We start from the raw sequence: 14,532 nt of genomic DNA on the forward strand, positions 1-14,532 counted from the left end.
GCAGGCTGTCTTCAGTCGATGAGCAAGCAGATGCCGGAACGCCGCAAGGCAGTCGCGGGCGGTTCCGGTGATGCAGCACGGCGGTGGCCGTGCTGACCCGTCGCGAACTGTGCAAGGCAACCGGGGCCGCGCTTGCGGTCCTGAGCGCCGCACCGGTGGCTGCACAGGCGGCGCGTGCTGCAACGGCCGGCGGCTTGCCAGCGGTGGCTCCCGCTGGTGCATTGCAGCTGTGGTATCGCGAACCGGCCAGTGAATGGGTGGAGGCCTTGCCGGTGGGCAATGGCCGTCTGGGTGCGATGGTGTGGGGCGGTATCGCCCACGAGCGTCTGCAACTCAACGAAGACACCTTGTATGCGGGCGGCCCCTACGATTCCACCAGCCCGGACGGATTGGCGGCGTTGCCGCAGGTGCGCGCGCTGATCTTCGCCGGGCGCTATGCCCAGGCCGAACAACTGGCCGATGCCAAGCTGCTCTCGCGCCCGCTCAAGCAGATGCCGTATCAACCGCTGGGCGATCTGCTGCTGGATTTCGATCGTGCCGACGGCATCAGCGAGTACCGGCGTCAGCTCGATCTGGACACCGCCGTGGCCACCACCACATTCCGCTCCGGCGGCGCGGTGCACACGCGCGAGGTGTTCGTTTCGGCGCAATCGCAGTGCATCGTGGTGCGTTTGTCGTGCGACCGGCCACGCGGCATTTCCCTGCGCGTGGGCATCGACAGCCCGCAAAGCGGCGAGGTCACCGCGGAGCAGGGCGGTTTGCTGTTCAGTGGCCGCAACGGCAGCTTCGCCGGCATCGAAGGCAAGCTGCGGTTTGCATTGCGGGTATTGCCGCAGGTGAAGGGCGGCACGGTCACCGCGTTGCGCGACCGTCTGCGCATCGAAGCGGCCGATGAAGTGGTGCTGCTGCTCACCGCCGCCACCAGTTACCAACGCTTCGATGCGGTCGATGGCGATCCGCTTGCATTGACCGCAGCAAGTTTGAAAAACGCAGCCAAGCTGGATTTCCCGGCGCTATTGCGTGCGCATCTGGCCGATCATCAACGCCTGTTCCGGCGTGTGGCAATCGACCTGGGCACCAGCGACGCGGCAAGCCTGCCCACCGGCGAACGCGTGCAACGCTTCGCAGGCGGCAATGATCCGGCACTGGCCGCGCTGTATCACCAGTACGGCCGTTACCTGTTGATCTGCAGCTCGCGGCCCGGCACCCAGCCGGCCAACCTGCAGGGCATCTGGAACGACCTGATGCAGCCGCCGTGGGAAAGCAAGTACACCATCAACATCAACACCGAGATGAACTACTGGCCCAGCGAGGCCAACGCGCTGCACGAGTGCGTTGAACCGCTGGAATCCATGCTGTTCGATCTGGCCAAGACCGGCGCGCATACCGCCAAGGCGCTCTACGACGCGCCCGGTTGGGTGGTGCACAACAACACCGATCTGTGGCGCCAGGCCGGCCCGATCGATGGCGCCAAGTGGAGCCTGTGGCCGATGGGCGGGGTGTGGTTGCTGCAGCAGCTGTGGGACCGCTGGGATTACGGCCGCGACCGCGCGTACCTCGGCAAGATCTATCCGCTGTTCAAGGGCGCGGCGGAGTTCTTCGTTGCCACCCTGGTGCGCGACCCGCAGACCGGTGCGATGGTCACCAACCCCTCGATCTCGCCGGAAAACCAGCACCCGTTCGGCGCGGCGGTGTGTGCCGGGCCGACCATGGATGCGCAGCTGTTGCGTGACCTGTTCGCGCAGTGCATCGCCATGAGCAAGCTGCTCGATGTGGATGCGGATTTCGCCCGGCAGTTGACCACGCTGCGCGAGCAGTTGCCGCCCAACCGCATCGGCAAGGCCGGCCAACTGCAGGAGTGGCAGCAGGATTGGGACATGCAGGCGCCGGAGATGCAGCACCGGCATGTTTCGCATCTGTATGCCCTGCATCCGTCCAGCCAGATCAACCTGCGCGATACGCCCGAGCTGGCCGCCGCAGCCAGGCGTACGCTGGAAATCCGTGGCGACAACACCACCGGCTGGGGCATCGGCTGGCGCTTGAACCTGTGGGCGCGGCTGGCCGATGGCGAGCATGCGTATCGCATCCTGCAATTGCTGATCTCGCCCGAACGCACGTATCCGAATCTGTTCGACGCGCATCCGCCGTTCCAGATCGACGGCAATTTCGGCGGCACCGCCGGCATCACCGAAATGCTGTTGCAAAGCTGGGGCGGCAGCGTGTTTTTGCTGCCCGCATTGCCCAGCGCCTGGCCGCGCGGCAGCGTGCGCGGCCTGCGTGTGCGCGGCGGTGCCAGCGTCGATCTGGAATGGGACGCCGGTCGCTTGCAGCAGGCACGGGTGCACAGCGATCGTGGCGGGCGTTATCAACTGTCCTACGCCGGGCAGACCCTGGACCTGGAACTGGGCGCAGGCCGCACCCAGCAGGTGGGACTCAACAACAACCGATTGGTGAAGCAATGAGCTTGTACGTAGGACTGGACGTGGGCACGCAGAGCGTCAAGCTGGTGGCCTACGACGCGCAGGACCGCGCCGTGGTCGCCACCATCGCAGCGCCGATGGAGCTGATCAGCCGCGACGACGGCACCCGCGAGCAACAGGCGCAGTGGTGGATCGATGGCATCGTGCATTGCTTTGCGCAGCTCGATGGCGAGCAGCGTGCGCGCGTGCGCGGCATTTCCGTCTCCGGCCAGCAGCACGGCTTTGTGCCGGTGGCTGCCGATGGCAGCGTCACCGCACCGGTCAAACTGTGGTGCGACACCAGCACCGCGCTGGAATGCGACGAGATCATGGATGCGGTCGGTGGCGCGGCAGGCAGTGTCGCAACCGCCGGCAACCCGATCATGGCCGGCTACACCGCCTCCAAGTTGCCGTGGACGCGCAAGCACCGTCCCGAGGCATACGCCGCAATGACCACGGTGATGCTGCCGCACGACTACATCAACTTCTGGCTCACCGGCGAGCGCTTTGCCGAGGTCGGCGATGCCTCCGGCACCGGCTGGCTGGACGTGCGCACGCGCCAGTGGTCCGAGCGCATGCTCGGCGCGGTGGATGCGCAGCGCGACCTGCGTGACGCGTTGCCGCCGCTGGTGGAAACCGGCGCGGTCTACCCATTGTCCGATGCCGCGGCCGAGGCGTTGAATTTGCCGGCCGGCGTACGCGTCACCACTGGCGGTGGCGACAACATGATGGCTGCCATCGGCACCGGCAACGTGGTGCCGGGCCGCCTGACCATGAGCCTGGGCACCAGTGGCACCTTGTTCGCCTACGCCGATCACCCGGTGGTGGACGACGAGGCGCGCTGGGCGGCGTTCTGCTCGTCCAGTGGCGGCTGGCTGCCGCTGATCTGCACGATGAACTGCACCGTCGCCACCGAAGCGGTGATGCGCATGTTCGCCATCACCCGCGACCAGACCGAAGCGATGATCGCCGACACTGCGCCGGGCGCCGACGGCCTGGTGTTGCTGCCGTTCTTCAACGGCGAGCGCACGCCCAACTTGCCCGATGCACGCGGTTGCCTGTTCGGCATGGACCTGCACAACACCACTGCCGCGCATTTCTATCGCGCCGCGATGGAAGGGGCGACCTACAGCCTGCGCAACGGCTTCGACGCCTTCGTGGCGGCCGGCCTGCAGTTCGACACCATCCTGCTCACCGGCGGCGGCAGCAAGAGCGCGCAGTGGCGGCAGATGGTGGCCGACGTGTTCAACCTGCAGGTCGTGGTGCCAACCCAGCCCGAAGGCGCGGCCTTCGGTGCCGCGCTGCAGGCCCTGTGGGCGTGCGACCGCGACGATGGTGGCGACGCCGCGCTGTCGGACGTGGTGCTGGAGCACCTGCAGGTGGACGATGCGCTTGCCGCGCAGCCCGACCCGCAGCGCGTGGCCCAGTACCAGCAGCACTACCAGACCTTTCTCAAGCACCTGCAGGTCGTCAGCCCGCTCTACGCCGGCTGAGCGACACGCCTTTTTCTACAACTCCCCCAGCAGCAAGGACATCACACCCCATGAGCAACACCGTTTTCATCGGCGCGAAGGAATATTTCCCCGGCATCGGCAAGATCGGCTTCGAAGGCCGCGACTCCGACAACCCGCTCGCGTTCAAGGTCTATGACGCCAACAAGAAAATCGGCGACAAGACCATGGCCGAGCATCTGCGCTTTGCCGTGGCCTACTGGCACAGCTTCTGCGGCAACGGCGCCGATCCGTTTGGCCCGGGTACGCGCGCGTATCCGTGGGATATCGGCAACAGCGCGCTCGATCGTGCCGAGGCCAAGGCCGATGCCGCATTCGAATTCTTCACCAAGCTCGGCGTGCCGTATTACTGCTTCCACGATATCGACCTGTCGCCGGATGCGGACGATATCGGCGAGTACGAAAGCAACCTCAAGCACATGGTGGGCATCGCCAAGCAGCGCCAGGCCGCCACCGGCATCAAGCTGCTGTGGGGCACCGCCAACCTGTTCTCGCACCCGCGCTACATGAATGGTGCATCCACCAACCCCGACTTCAACGTGGTGGCGCGTGCCGCCGTGCAGGTCAAGGCCGCGATCGATGCCACGGTGGAGCTGGGCGGCGAAAACTATGTGTTCTGGGGCGGCCGCGAAGGCTATGCCTGCCTGCACAACACCCAGATGAAGCGCGAGCAGGACAACATGGCGCGCTTCCTGACCCTGGCACGTGATTACGGTCGCGCGATCGGCTTCAAGGGCAACTTCCTGATCGAGCCCAAGCCCATGGAGCCGATGAAGCACCAGTACGACTTCGACAGCGCCACCGTGATCGGCTTCCTGCGTCAGCATGGCCTGGACCAGGATTTCAAGCTCAATATCGAGGCCAACCACGCCACGCTCTCGGGTCACAGCTTCGAGCACGATCTGCAGGTTGCCAGCGATGCCGGCCTGCTCGGCAGCATCGATGCCAACCGCGGCAATCCGCAGAACGGCTGGGACACCGACCAGTTCCCGACCGACCTGTACGACACCGTCGGCGCGATGCTGGTGGTGCTGCGCCAGGGCGGGCTGGCACCGGGCGGCCTGAATTTCGATGCCAAGGTGCGTCGCGAATCGTCCGATCCGCAGGACCTGTTCCTGGCGCACATCGGTGGCATGGATGCGTTCGCACGTGGTCTTGAGGTTGCCAACGCATTGCTGACGTCTTCGCCGCTGGAGACCTGGCGCGCCGAGCGTTACGCCAGCTTCGACAGCGGCGCCGGTGCCGACTTTGCCAACGGCACCAGCACGCTGGCGGATCTGGCCAAGTACGCCGCCGGCAATGCGCCCAAGCAGATCAGCGGCCGTCAGGAAGCCTACGAAAACCTGATCAATCAGTATCTGACGCGTTGATGTCCCGTGGCCGGCGGCGCACTGCGCGTCGCCGGCCGATGTCGGCCACCCCCGTGGCCGCTCCTTTGCATGCTTCCAGGTGAACCCATGTCCAGTGTCTCCGTAAACGGCGCCCCCGATGCCGGTGAGAACACCCGTTTTATCGTCCTGATCAGTTGCGTAGCCACGATCGGCGGATTCTTGTTCGGTTTCGATAGCGGCGTGATCAACGGCACTGTCGATGGCCTGAAGCAGACCTTCAATTCCAGTGCTGCCGAGACCGGGTTCGAAGTCGCCTCGATGCTGCTGGGTTGCGCCATCGGCGCCTTCTTTGCCGGCCGCCTGGCCGACCGCTGGGGCCGCCGCGCGGTCCTGATCATTTCTGCGGCGCTGTTCCTGCTCTCGGCCATCGGTGCCGGTGCCTCGCACAGCTCCGGCTTCTTCATCTTTGCGCGCGTGATGGGCGGCTTTGCCGTCGGCGCGGCGAGTGTCATTTCACCGGCGTATATCGCCGAGGTTGCCTCGGCCCGTTATCGCGGCCGGCTGGCGACGATGCAGCAGATCGCCATCATCAGCGGACTGTTCTGCGCGTTCCTGAGCAATTACCTGCTGGCCAACGCTGCCGGTGCCTCCACCGAGCCGTTGTGGGCCGGGCAGGCCGCCTGGCGCTGGATGTTCTGGATGCAAGCGGTTCCCTCGATCCTGTTCCTGTTGCTGCTGCTGGTCATCCCCGAAAGCCCGCGCTTCCTGGTGGTCAAGGGCCGCCGTGAGCAAGCGCTGGTAGTGCTCAAGCGCCTGTACGGCAATGCCGCCGCGCAGACCAAGCTGAGCGAGATTTCCGCCTCGATGTCGGCCGACCAGCACAAGCCCAAGTTCTCCGACCTGATCAACAAGACCACCGGCAAGATCCGCCCGATCGTCTGGATCGGTATTGGCCTGGCGGTGTTCCAGCAGTTGGTCGGCATCAACGTGGTGTTCTACTATGGCGCGGTGCTGTGGCAGGCGGTGGGCTTCTCCGAGCAGGACGCGCTGCTGATCAACGTGCTCTCCGGCGGCCTCAGCATCGGCGCCTGCCTGGTCACGGTGATGCTGGTCGACAAGATCGGCCGCAAGCCGCTGTTGTGGATCGGCTCGGCCGGCATGGCCGTGTCGCTGGCGCTGGTGACCTACGCGTTCGCCACCGCTTCGCTGGACGCCAATGGCAAGCTGGCCATGTCCGATGCCATGGGCATGCTCGCGCTGGTGGCCGCCAACGTCTACGTGGTGTTCTTCAATGCCTCCTGGGGTCCGGTGATGTGGGTGATGTTGGGCGAGATGTTCCCCAACCAGATCCGCGGCTCGGGCCTGGCGATCGCCGGCGCCGCGCAGTGGACCTCCAACTTCGCCATCACCGTCAGCTTCCCGATCCTGCTCGGCAGTATTGGTTTGGCCGGCGCCTACGGCATCTACACCGTCGCCGCCTTCATCTCGGTGTTCTTCGTCCTCAAATATGTCTACGAGACCAAGGGCAAGGAACTGGAACAAATGGAGGGCTGATCGCCTCTGTATGCCGATATCGGCACGGAAAACGAAGAAGGCCGCGCAGTGCGCGGCCTTTTTTGTTGGGCGATGCAGCATTGCTGCTATCACCATCGCTGAGAGATCGCACCACCTTAGTGCAAGCGATGGTCTATCTGAGAATCGGCAAAGTCATACCGCGTTACGCATTCTTGCGATCTGTGCGCTCCAGCTATACGCGGCATGCCAGTTAGCTTCACACTAGCGAAAATTCGTCGACGAGCCAGGGAGTGGTTGTATGGCAGTTGCTAGAGAGCTTGCGGAAGGACTTCTGCTAAGTCTGGGTTATTGCGTCGTCTATCTGCTTGTTTGGCATCTGTCTGCTGACCAGTGGTATCTGCCAGCTGGTTTGAGAGCAGTGTCGCTCTTGTTCATGTCCTATCGCCGTTGGCCATTCTTGTTGGCAGGTGACGCCGCTGCCGTGCTCTGGTTACGCGTACCGATGTTGGAAACAAGAGATTACGCACCACTGTGGGCATACCTGAGCCCGTTCTTGTTTGCACCTGCGGTTGCGCTGGCTGTGTCTGCAATTCGTCGGCATTCCCCTGATGTGATCCTGCGCAACGCAATCCTTCCACTGATGGCGCTACTTGCCTTGTGGAGCACCCTGTGTGGCATGGCATTAAACGCCACCCTTGGCGGCCCAATTGCCAGTTCGCCCGTTGAGATTCTATTGAGAACATGGCTGGGTTCGTATCTGGGCATTTTGATGTTTTTGTTGCCGGGTCTGCTCTGGTATCGACGTACAGAAAGCTATCTTCGTGACGACTTGGTGCGTGACAGCGCACTTGCAGGTCTTGCGATGGCAGCATTGTTCTGTGCTGCGAACGTCGTCCCAGAGCCACTGCTGCGACAAGTTTTGATGGTGTCCCTGGTAGGGCCCGCAATCATCCTGACGCTTCGCCATGGTTGGCGTGGAGCGGCAGCTGGGGGATTGCTGGCGAATCTCATTACAGCCTTGTCCCGTTCGAAATATGGGATTGCTGCCTACGACGCAGAGCTATTTAGCGTTCAACTTCTGATTGCGGTGATCGCCACCGGACTGTTTGTTCTCGGTTCGCGGCTCGCTTTTGCTTATTCGCAAGCTGGCGACCAGCATCAGGTGCAACTTGAAGCATTGCAGTTTGCCCAGGCTGGTTACCTTGCTGCCGAGCGAACGCTGCGTAATTGCGTCGTCGACTATTCCGATATCAATGTCCATCTCAATCGGCTACGCAAAGACTGTGTCGCTCAGTTACGTGAGCGCGGCCATCATGCTGCGGCCATGGAAATGACTAGAGCAGGAATCATCGAGTCTCAGTTGTTACACGAATATATTGCCGGCCTGTATCCGCTCGAGATCGAAACCCATGGTGTATATCAGGCGCTGCGCTCACCTGCATTGGCGCGGTTTTATGGCACGCAGATCCACCATGCACTGCGAGGAAACTGCGGCGATCTGTCGTTAGGGCTGCAGTTGGCTGCATATCGATGTGCACTAAACGCGTTCGAGATGCTTCCGCAAGCCAACCGGCATCTGGTGCAGGCACGTACATGGAAAAGCCGTGATGCGCAGGGCGTGGTCATCAGGATCTTTGCTGATGTTTCAGTACTGGAAGTGACAAATCGCGATGCATCTGAAGCTGACGCAGAGTTGCGAACGCGGCTGAAGGCGCATGGCGGTAGGTTTCGCCGCCGCCATGCGTTGGTCATCAGCTTTCTCATTGCCGAAAAGACTTCGGTTATTTCGTCCGCCTAACGATCCAGTGGTCCCCAGCTGTACTTGTTTCAAGGTGCACAGTGAAGCTGTCGGTTCGGTAGACCAGCTGTGCTCTTGTTGGAATCACCAGGGTGGAAACTGTCAACCGGCTGACGTCCTTGCCCATGGGTAACACCCAAAGAACTTCGCCCGCGCGGCCAACCGCACCGCGAACGATGCCAGTTGCATCGTTGATCTGTAGGTACAACATTCCTTCTCGTTGAAACTCGTAGATCCGCCAAGTTGGATCTACGGCCAGATTTGTAGCGCGTGGTGCCGATTCACCCAGCCCCGTCGTTGCCATTGTGGAGATTGTCCCGTCGCCCGGACAGCATGCAGAGGCTGATCCGACTCCAACCAGCATTGCGCCGGCAAGGGTACCAAGAGCCTTGACTGCGAGCTTTGCCTTCATTTCCATGACTTAGCCTTTTCCCTCAGTCGGGAAATATTCGCCTGCGATTCAGGCCCGTCTAAGGTACGTGTTTCCTTGCAATTTCGTGAGTGACCGGGTCAAAAATCTTTGGGGAGGCCGTGTTGTGTCAATGCATTGACGCAACGACATGTCGCTTGATCTGAGTACGTCAATGGATCTCGGATTTATCCGGCTCATGGTGCTTTTTTCGTTGTAAGGCTCGCTGCTTTCTTCTTAAAAATGATCGTCGCAGACTAACTTTGCTAAAGGCGTCATGTTGCTAAAAGCCAAGTTCTTAGCCTAGGGCGAGGGGTTTGCCGTGCTCTCGATTTTTCTGTGGATTTCTTTAGATCCGCATACTGTCTCTCAATTTAATAAATAACCCGAGCTTCTTGTAAGTCATGTTTCCATGTAAGTTATATTTTAGTTATCTAAAGTCGTAAAGCTTATTTATTTATTAATTTAGATAAGTGAGGTTTTATGACGCCTGGATCTATCCATCCTTAAATCCATCCAAGCACACTCAGACAATTCAATCACCTGTTGCAGATGCTGATTGCCCATCAGCGCAGAAACTTTGCAGGCTGGTGGGGCGTTCGGCGATAGGGCGGTCAGGGCTGGGCGCAGTCGATCTCAATGCAGCGACGCCAGGCGTCGTAGGTCTGGGGATATGGTGGGACATGGGCGGCTTCTGGACGAGGAGATGAACGCGAAGGCGCAGGACGATAGCGACAGGCTTGCTTTTGCTGAATTAATGTTACTTTATAACACTTCGTCTTTGCCGCGCAGTCTTGCCTCCCGTGTCCTGCCTGCTTTCATTTTTTTGCTGCCGTCCGGAATCGCACTGCGCTCTGCGCTGCCGTTTGCTGTGGCGGGTCGATTGCCTGAGTTGTGAGGGCAGGGCGTGATGCAGCGTCGGCATCTATTACGGGGTGGAGCTGCTGCCTTGATGCTTGCGCCGACGTTCGGGGCTGCGCAGGGGCTCCCGGCCTTGCGGGGGTGCCGCGTGCAACAGCAGGGCGAGTTGCTTCACGTGCGGCTGGAGCTGGGCGCGCAGGTGGCCTACCGCAATTTCAGGTTGTCCGATCCTGAGCGTGCGGTCATCGATCTTTCTGGCGTGTCGCCGCAGTCGCCTCCTATCGATCCGATGCCCGCCGGCGTTGCGGTGACCCGCATACGCAGCGCGCCGCATCTCGATGGTCTGCGCGTCGTGCTGGATCTGCGGCAGCCCTGTACGGTCAACGTGCGCCGGGATGGCAGTGCGTTGGTGCTGGAGCTTGCCGCCATGCCCGGCGGCACGGCCCTGGCCGTCAGCGGCCATGCTGCAGCGACAGCGCCCGTAGACCCGGCCCGCTCGCGCCTGCATTCCTACATCATCGCCATCGATGCCGGCCACGGCGGCAAGGATCCGGGTGCGGTCAGTGCCGATGCGCGTTACGAAAAACATGTCGCCATGGCGGTGGCCGGACGGCTGCACCAGCGCCTGGCCGCCGATGCACGCTACCGGCCCACCATGATCCGCAGCGACGATCGCTTCGTGCCGTTGCATGAGCGCGTCTTGATTGCGCATCGCCACAACGCGGATCTGTTCGTCTCCATCCATGCCGATGCCGCGCCAACACGCGAAGCGCGCGGCGCTTCGGTGTTTGCGCTCTCGCAGACCGGTGCCAGTTCGGCACTGGCGCACTGGATCGCCGATAGCGAGAACGCTGCCGACGACATGGGCGACACCGCGCGCCGGCTGCGGGTGCCGAGCAACCCGGTGCTGTCGCAGGTACTGGCCGACCTGTCGCTGAGCGGCACCATCGCCAGCAGCCTTGCGTTTGGCACGTTGATGCTGGCGCGCCTGCAGCAGGTGACGCACCTGCACCAACACCAGGTCGGGCAGGCCGGCTTTGCAGTGCTGAAATCGCCGGATATTCCCTCGTTGCTGGTAGAAACCGGCTTCATGAGCAATCGCGACGATTGCCGGCGCCTGTGTGGCGATACGCATCAGGACGAACTGGCGCAGACGCTGCATGCGGGTATCGACGACTACTTCGCTGCCTTTCCCGGTCGCGCCTGAGCCGCGATCGCCACCTTTACCCTTCGACGAGCACCCGATGTCCGCCACGCTTCCCGATGTTGCCGTTACCGAACTCTCCGCCCTGAGTGCGCCCTTGCGCTGGGTGGGCATGCAGGACATCGCCATCCCCGTGCATCTGCAAGCTGGCGGCGCCAGGCTTGCCGCGCGCGCCAGCGTGCAGGTCGATCTGCCACGGCCAGAGCTCAAGGGCATCCACATGTCGCGGCTGTATCGCCTGCTGGACCTGCACCTGCAGCATCCGGTGTCGCCGGCCATGCTGTCGCAGCTGCTGCAGGCGCTGGTCGCCAGTCATGCCGATTGCGGGAGCCGCGCGGCGCGGCTGACGCTGCGCTTTGAAATGCTGCTGCGCATGCCGGCTCTGCGCAGCGAAGGGCTGAGCGGCTGGCGTGCCTATCCGGTGCACGTCGTCGCGCACTGCAGGGCAGGGCACACCACAATCCAGCTACAGGTCGATGTGCTGTACGCGTCCACCTGCCCATGTTCGGCGGCGTTGTCGCGGCAGTTGTTGAGCGATGCGTTCGTGCAACAGCACGCCGGGCGCGACGCGCTGCCGCTGCAGGAGGTTGCGCAATGGCTGCAGGAGCACGGTTCCTATGCCACCCCGCATAGCCAACGCAGCGTGGCGCAGGTGCGCGTTGAGCTGGGCGCGGAGACGCAGCGCTTTGCGATCCGTGAGCTGCTCGATCTCTGCGAGCGGGCGCTGGCAACGCCGGTGCAGGCCGCGGTGCGGCGGACCGACGAGCAGGAATTTGCGCGTTTGAATGGCGCAAACCTGATGTATGTCGAAGACGCAGCGCGACGCCTGCGCAAGGCGCTGGCAGAGCACTACGCGACCTTTCATGTGGCAGTACGCCATCTGGAGAGCCTGCATGCCCACGACGCCGTCGCCGAAACCGGCAGCGACGACGACTCACCTTCTCTAGCTGCCGTGTGAACTGAGACCATGTACTGCAAATTGCCGAGGCGCCCGGCACTAACGGTGCGCACATCACGTGTCGCGACCGCTCCAGCAAGGCGCGACAAACGCGGCATGCGTGACGCATTGCTGTTCGACCCGTCTGTGTGTTTTGTGTTGTTGTGGCTGATGTGAGCGACGCGACGGTGACCGATGTGGCGTCTGGTATCTGCAGTGCGAGGCCTGTGAAGCGCGCATGCGCTTGAACCACATTGCGGTGGTGGTCGCGGCGCATCACATATCGATCAGCACGGCCGCACGGGGCTCACGTTCAACGCGACCAATCCGGCAGCGCAGGGCGGCAACCAACCTCGACCACATGGTGCCTCGGGGCCACGTCGTCCGGATCCGGGCATGCACGCGAAGGCCGTCGCTGCCTGCCGCGCAGCGGCGCAATCCACACCCCATGCAGACTGCTTGCACCACAACGCAAAAACCCCGCAATGCGGGGTCTTGGCGTGATCTGCAGCAGGACCAACGTGGTGCTCCCTAGGGGACTCGAACCCCTGTTTTAGCCTTGAGAGGGCCACGTCCTAACCATTAGACGAAGGGAGCGTTTTTGTCGCGTCTTGTGCAGCGCGCTAGTATAGTGAGGTAATAGCCGTTGGGCAATCCTGCAACACAAGACGGAAGCGCCATCATCGAACCCTCAGTTACATCCCCGTTCACGCTGCGCGTCATCCCACGCGATCAGCACACCATTTCGCGCAAGGACATCAGCCCCAACGCGCTGCGCGTGTTGTACCGCCTGCGCGAATCGGGCTTTGGCGCCTATCTGGTCGGCGGCGCGGTCCGCGACCTGCTGGTCGGCGGCCACCCGAAAGATTTCGACGTCGCCACCAGCGCCACGCCGGAAGAGGTCAAGGCGCTGTTTCGCAACTGTCGCCTGATCGGCCGCCGTTTTCGGCTGGCGCATGTGGTGTTCGGCCGCGAGATCATCGAGGTTGCCACCTTCCGCGCCAACGTCGACGACGGCAGCGGCGACCGCGAGCTGGATAACGGCCGCCTGGTGCGCGACAACGTCTACGGCACCATTGAAGACGACGCGATCCGCCGCGACTTCACCTGCAACGCCCTGTACTACGCGATCGAGGATTTTTCGGTGCGTGATTACTGCGGCGGATTCGAAGACGTGCAGGCACGGCTGATGAAGTTGATCGGCGACCCGGAGCTGCGCTACCAGGAAGACCCGGTGCGCATGCTGCGCGCGGTGCGGCTGGCGGCCAAGTTGAATTTCGACATCGAAGCCAGCACTGCCGAGCCGATCCCGCGCCTGGCCGGTCTGTTGTCCGAGGCAGCGCCGGCGCGCCTGTTCGAAGAGATCCTCAAGCTGTTCCTGTCCGGGCACGGCGTGGCCAGTTTCCAGGGCCTGGAGCGTTACGGCCTGCTCGGCGCCTTGTTCCCCGAGAGTGCGGCTGCGCTGAAATCCAACCGCAGCGGCGCGTTGCGCGCGATGGTGCTGGAAGGCCTGCGCAATACCGACGCGCGCGTGGCCAACGACGAGCCGGTGTCGCCGGCATTCCTGTTCGCGCTGTTGCTGTGGCCGGCGTTCTGCCGCACCTTGATGGGGCTGCAGGCGCAGGGCGTGCAACCGGAAGATGCGCAGCGCCGTGCCGCCGACCGCGTCACCTTGCATCAGTTGGAGCGCGTGGCATTGCCGCGCCGGTTCTCGCTGCCGATGCAGGAAATCTGGTTGTTGCAGGCGCGCTTCTCCTCGCGTCAGCGCAAGCGCGTGTTCCGCACCCTGTCGCATCCGCGCTTCCGTGCGGCGTTCGATTTCCTGGTGCTGCGTCAATTTGCATCGCCCGATCATGCTGCCGACGTCGAGTTCTGGCGCGAGGTGCAGAAGTCCTCCGGCCAGGAGCTGGTGGATGCGATCGAATCGGCGCAGTCCGACCACGAGGGCGAAGAGGGCGCGCCACGCAAGCGTCGCCGCCGCCGCCGCCGCCCCGGCGCCCCGGCAGGCGAATAAGCCATGCAGAACGCCTTTGTCGGCCTGGGTGCCAACCTGGGCCCGGCCGAGGCCAGCGTGCGCGCGGCCATTGCCGCGCTGGACGCGCTGCCGCAGACCACCCTGGTGGCCGCCTCGCGTCTGTACCGCACGCCCGCCTGGGGCCGCGAAGACCAGCCGGACTTCATCAACGCCGTCGCGCAGCTGCGCACCGATCTTGCGCCACTGCCGCTGCTGGAGGCCTTGCTTGGCATCGAACAGGCCTTCGGCCGTGAGCGTCGGGCCGGCGAGCGCTGGGGCCCGCGCACGCTGGATCTGGACCTGCTGCTGTATGCCGATCAGGTGATCGACCTGCCACGCCTGCAGGTGCCGCACCCGCATCTGCACGTGCGCGGCTTTGCGTTGCTGCCGCTGGCCGAGCTGGCGCCGGACGCCATCATTCCAGGCCATGGAACAGTGCGGCACGCCCTGCAAGCGATCGATCGCTGCGGGCTGGAGCCGATTGGGTAGATAA

Annotated in this window: 11 protein-coding genes and 1 tRNA gene; 10 read left to right on the forward strand and 2 right to left on the reverse strand. The window is 63.1% G+C overall.

Annotation, left to right across the window (positions count from 1 at the left end; all coding sequences use genetic code 11):
- Window positions 1-89: 89 nt before the first annotated feature.
- The 5 genes from RZV17_RS08885 (at window position 90) to RZV17_RS08905 (ending at window position 8,614) form a co-directional block, all read left to right on the forward strand.
- Window positions 90-2,462 (forward strand): glycoside hydrolase family 95 protein, encoded by a 2,373-nt coding sequence (locus RZV17_RS08885; protein WP_355608716.1) that lies wholly within the window; start codon window positions 90-92, stop codon window positions 2,460-2,462.
- Window positions 2,459-3,952, forward strand: coding sequence for a xylulokinase (gene xylB / locus RZV17_RS08890; protein ID WP_184442396.1), 1,494 nt, complete (start codon window positions 2,459-2,461; stop codon window positions 3,950-3,952). Before RZV17_RS08885 ends, xylB begins: the two co-directional genes overlap by 4 nt.
- A 50-nt stretch (window positions 3,953-4,002) precedes the next feature.
- The gene (gene xylA, locus RZV17_RS08895; RefSeq protein ID WP_355608720.1) at window positions 4,003-5,340 is read left to right on the forward strand and encodes a xylose isomerase; all 1,338 of its coding nucleotides are present in this window, start codon (window positions 4,003-4,005) and stop codon (window positions 5,338-5,340) included.
- Between the two features lie 87 nt (window positions 5,341-5,427).
- Entirely contained in the window at window positions 5,428-6,855 is a 1,428-nt protein-coding gene (locus tag RZV17_RS08900; protein WP_039413115.1) for a sugar porter family MFS transporter, read from the forward strand.
- 259 nt (window positions 6,856-7,114) lie between these two features.
- Window positions 7,115-8,614, forward strand: coding sequence for an MASE1 domain-containing protein (locus RZV17_RS08905; RefSeq protein ID WP_355608723.1), 1,500 nt, complete (start codon window positions 7,115-7,117; stop codon window positions 8,612-8,614).
- Here RZV17_RS08905 and RZV17_RS08910 read toward each other — a convergent pair.
- A complete protein-coding gene (locus RZV17_RS08910; RefSeq protein ID WP_355608726.1) occupies window positions 8,598-9,032 on the reverse strand; it encodes a hypothetical protein in 435 nt (144 codons plus the stop codon). The two genes, RZV17_RS08905 and RZV17_RS08910, sit on opposite strands and share 17 nt — an antisense overlap.
- A gap of 697 nt (window positions 9,033-9,729) precedes the next feature.
- Between RZV17_RS08910 and RZV17_RS08915 the strand changes: the two genes are divergently transcribed.
- From RZV17_RS08915 to folE2, 3 genes are read left to right on the forward strand one after another with little or no spacing between them, the layout of a single operon-like run.
- Window positions 9,730-9,921 carry a hypothetical protein gene (locus RZV17_RS08915; protein ID WP_355608729.1) on the forward strand — a complete coding sequence of 64 codons (192 nt, stop codon included), beginning with the start codon at window positions 9,730-9,732 and terminating at the stop codon, window positions 9,919-9,921.
- A gap of 12 nt (window positions 9,922-9,933) precedes the next feature.
- Complete coding sequence (locus RZV17_RS08920; protein ID WP_355609272.1) at window positions 9,934-11,091, forward strand: N-acetylmuramoyl-L-alanine amidase; 1,158 nt, start codon at window positions 9,934-9,936, stop codon at window positions 11,089-11,091.
- A 37-nt stretch (window positions 11,092-11,128) separates the two neighbouring features.
- Window positions 11,129-12,046, forward strand: a complete 918-nt coding sequence (gene folE2, locus RZV17_RS08925) for a GTP cyclohydrolase FolE2 (RefSeq protein ID WP_355609275.1) — start codon at window positions 11,129-11,131, stop codon at window positions 12,044-12,046.
- Window positions 12,047-12,547: 501 nt separating this feature from the next.
- On the opposite strand, the gene RZV17_RS08930 is transcribed toward folE2, so the two are convergent.
- Window positions 12,548-12,622: transfer RNA gene (locus RZV17_RS08930), tRNA-Glu, on the reverse strand.
- 49 nt (window positions 12,623-12,671) lie between these two features.
- Between RZV17_RS08930 and pcnB the strand changes: the two genes are divergently transcribed.
- The gene (gene pcnB, locus RZV17_RS08935; protein WP_355608731.1) at window positions 12,672-14,039 is read left to right on the forward strand and encodes a polynucleotide adenylyltransferase PcnB; all 1,368 of its coding nucleotides are present in this window, start codon (window positions 12,672-12,674) and stop codon (window positions 14,037-14,039) included.
- Window positions 14,040-14,042: 3 nt separating this feature from the next.
- Entirely contained in the window at window positions 14,043-14,528 is a 486-nt protein-coding gene (gene folK, locus RZV17_RS08940) for a 2-amino-4-hydroxy-6-hydroxymethyldihydropteridine diphosphokinase (RefSeq protein WP_184374178.1), read from the forward strand.
- The last annotated feature ends 4 nt before the right edge of the window (window positions 14,529-14,532 follow it).

This window comes from Xanthomonas cannabis (genome assembly GCF_040616535.1).
Classification (GTDB): domain Bacteria; phylum Pseudomonadota; class Gammaproteobacteria; order Xanthomonadales; family Xanthomonadaceae; genus Xanthomonas; species Xanthomonas cannabis.

Coding starts and splice junctions, on each gene's coding strand:
- RZV17_RS08910 (WP_355608726.1), bottom strand. CDS start 9,032: ATGGAAATGAAGGCAAAGCTCGCAGTCAAGGCTCTTGGTACCCTTGCC.
- xylA (WP_355608720.1), top strand. CDS start 4,003: ATGAGCAACACCGTTTTCATCGGCGCGAAGGAATATTTCCCCGGCATC.
- RZV17_RS08915 (WP_355608729.1), top strand. CDS start 9,730: ATGAACGCGAAGGCGCAGGACGATAGCGACAGGCTTGCTTTTGCTGAA.
- folE2 (WP_355609275.1), top strand. CDS start 11,129: ATGTCCGCCACGCTTCCCGATGTTGCCGTTACCGAACTCTCCGCCCTG.
- RZV17_RS08920 (WP_355609272.1), top strand. CDS start 9,934: ATGCAGCGTCGGCATCTATTACGGGGTGGAGCTGCTGCCTTGATGCTT.
- xylB (WP_184442396.1), top strand. CDS start 2,459: ATGAGCTTGTACGTAGGACTGGACGTGGGCACGCAGAGCGTCAAGCTG.
- folK (WP_184374178.1), top strand. CDS start 14,043: ATGCAGAACGCCTTTGTCGGCCTGGGTGCCAACCTGGGCCCGGCCGAG.
- RZV17_RS08900 (WP_039413115.1), top strand. CDS start 5,428: ATGTCCAGTGTCTCCGTAAACGGCGCCCCCGATGCCGGTGAGAACACC.
- RZV17_RS08905 (WP_355608723.1), top strand. CDS start 7,115: ATGGCAGTTGCTAGAGAGCTTGCGGAAGGACTTCTGCTAAGTCTGGGT.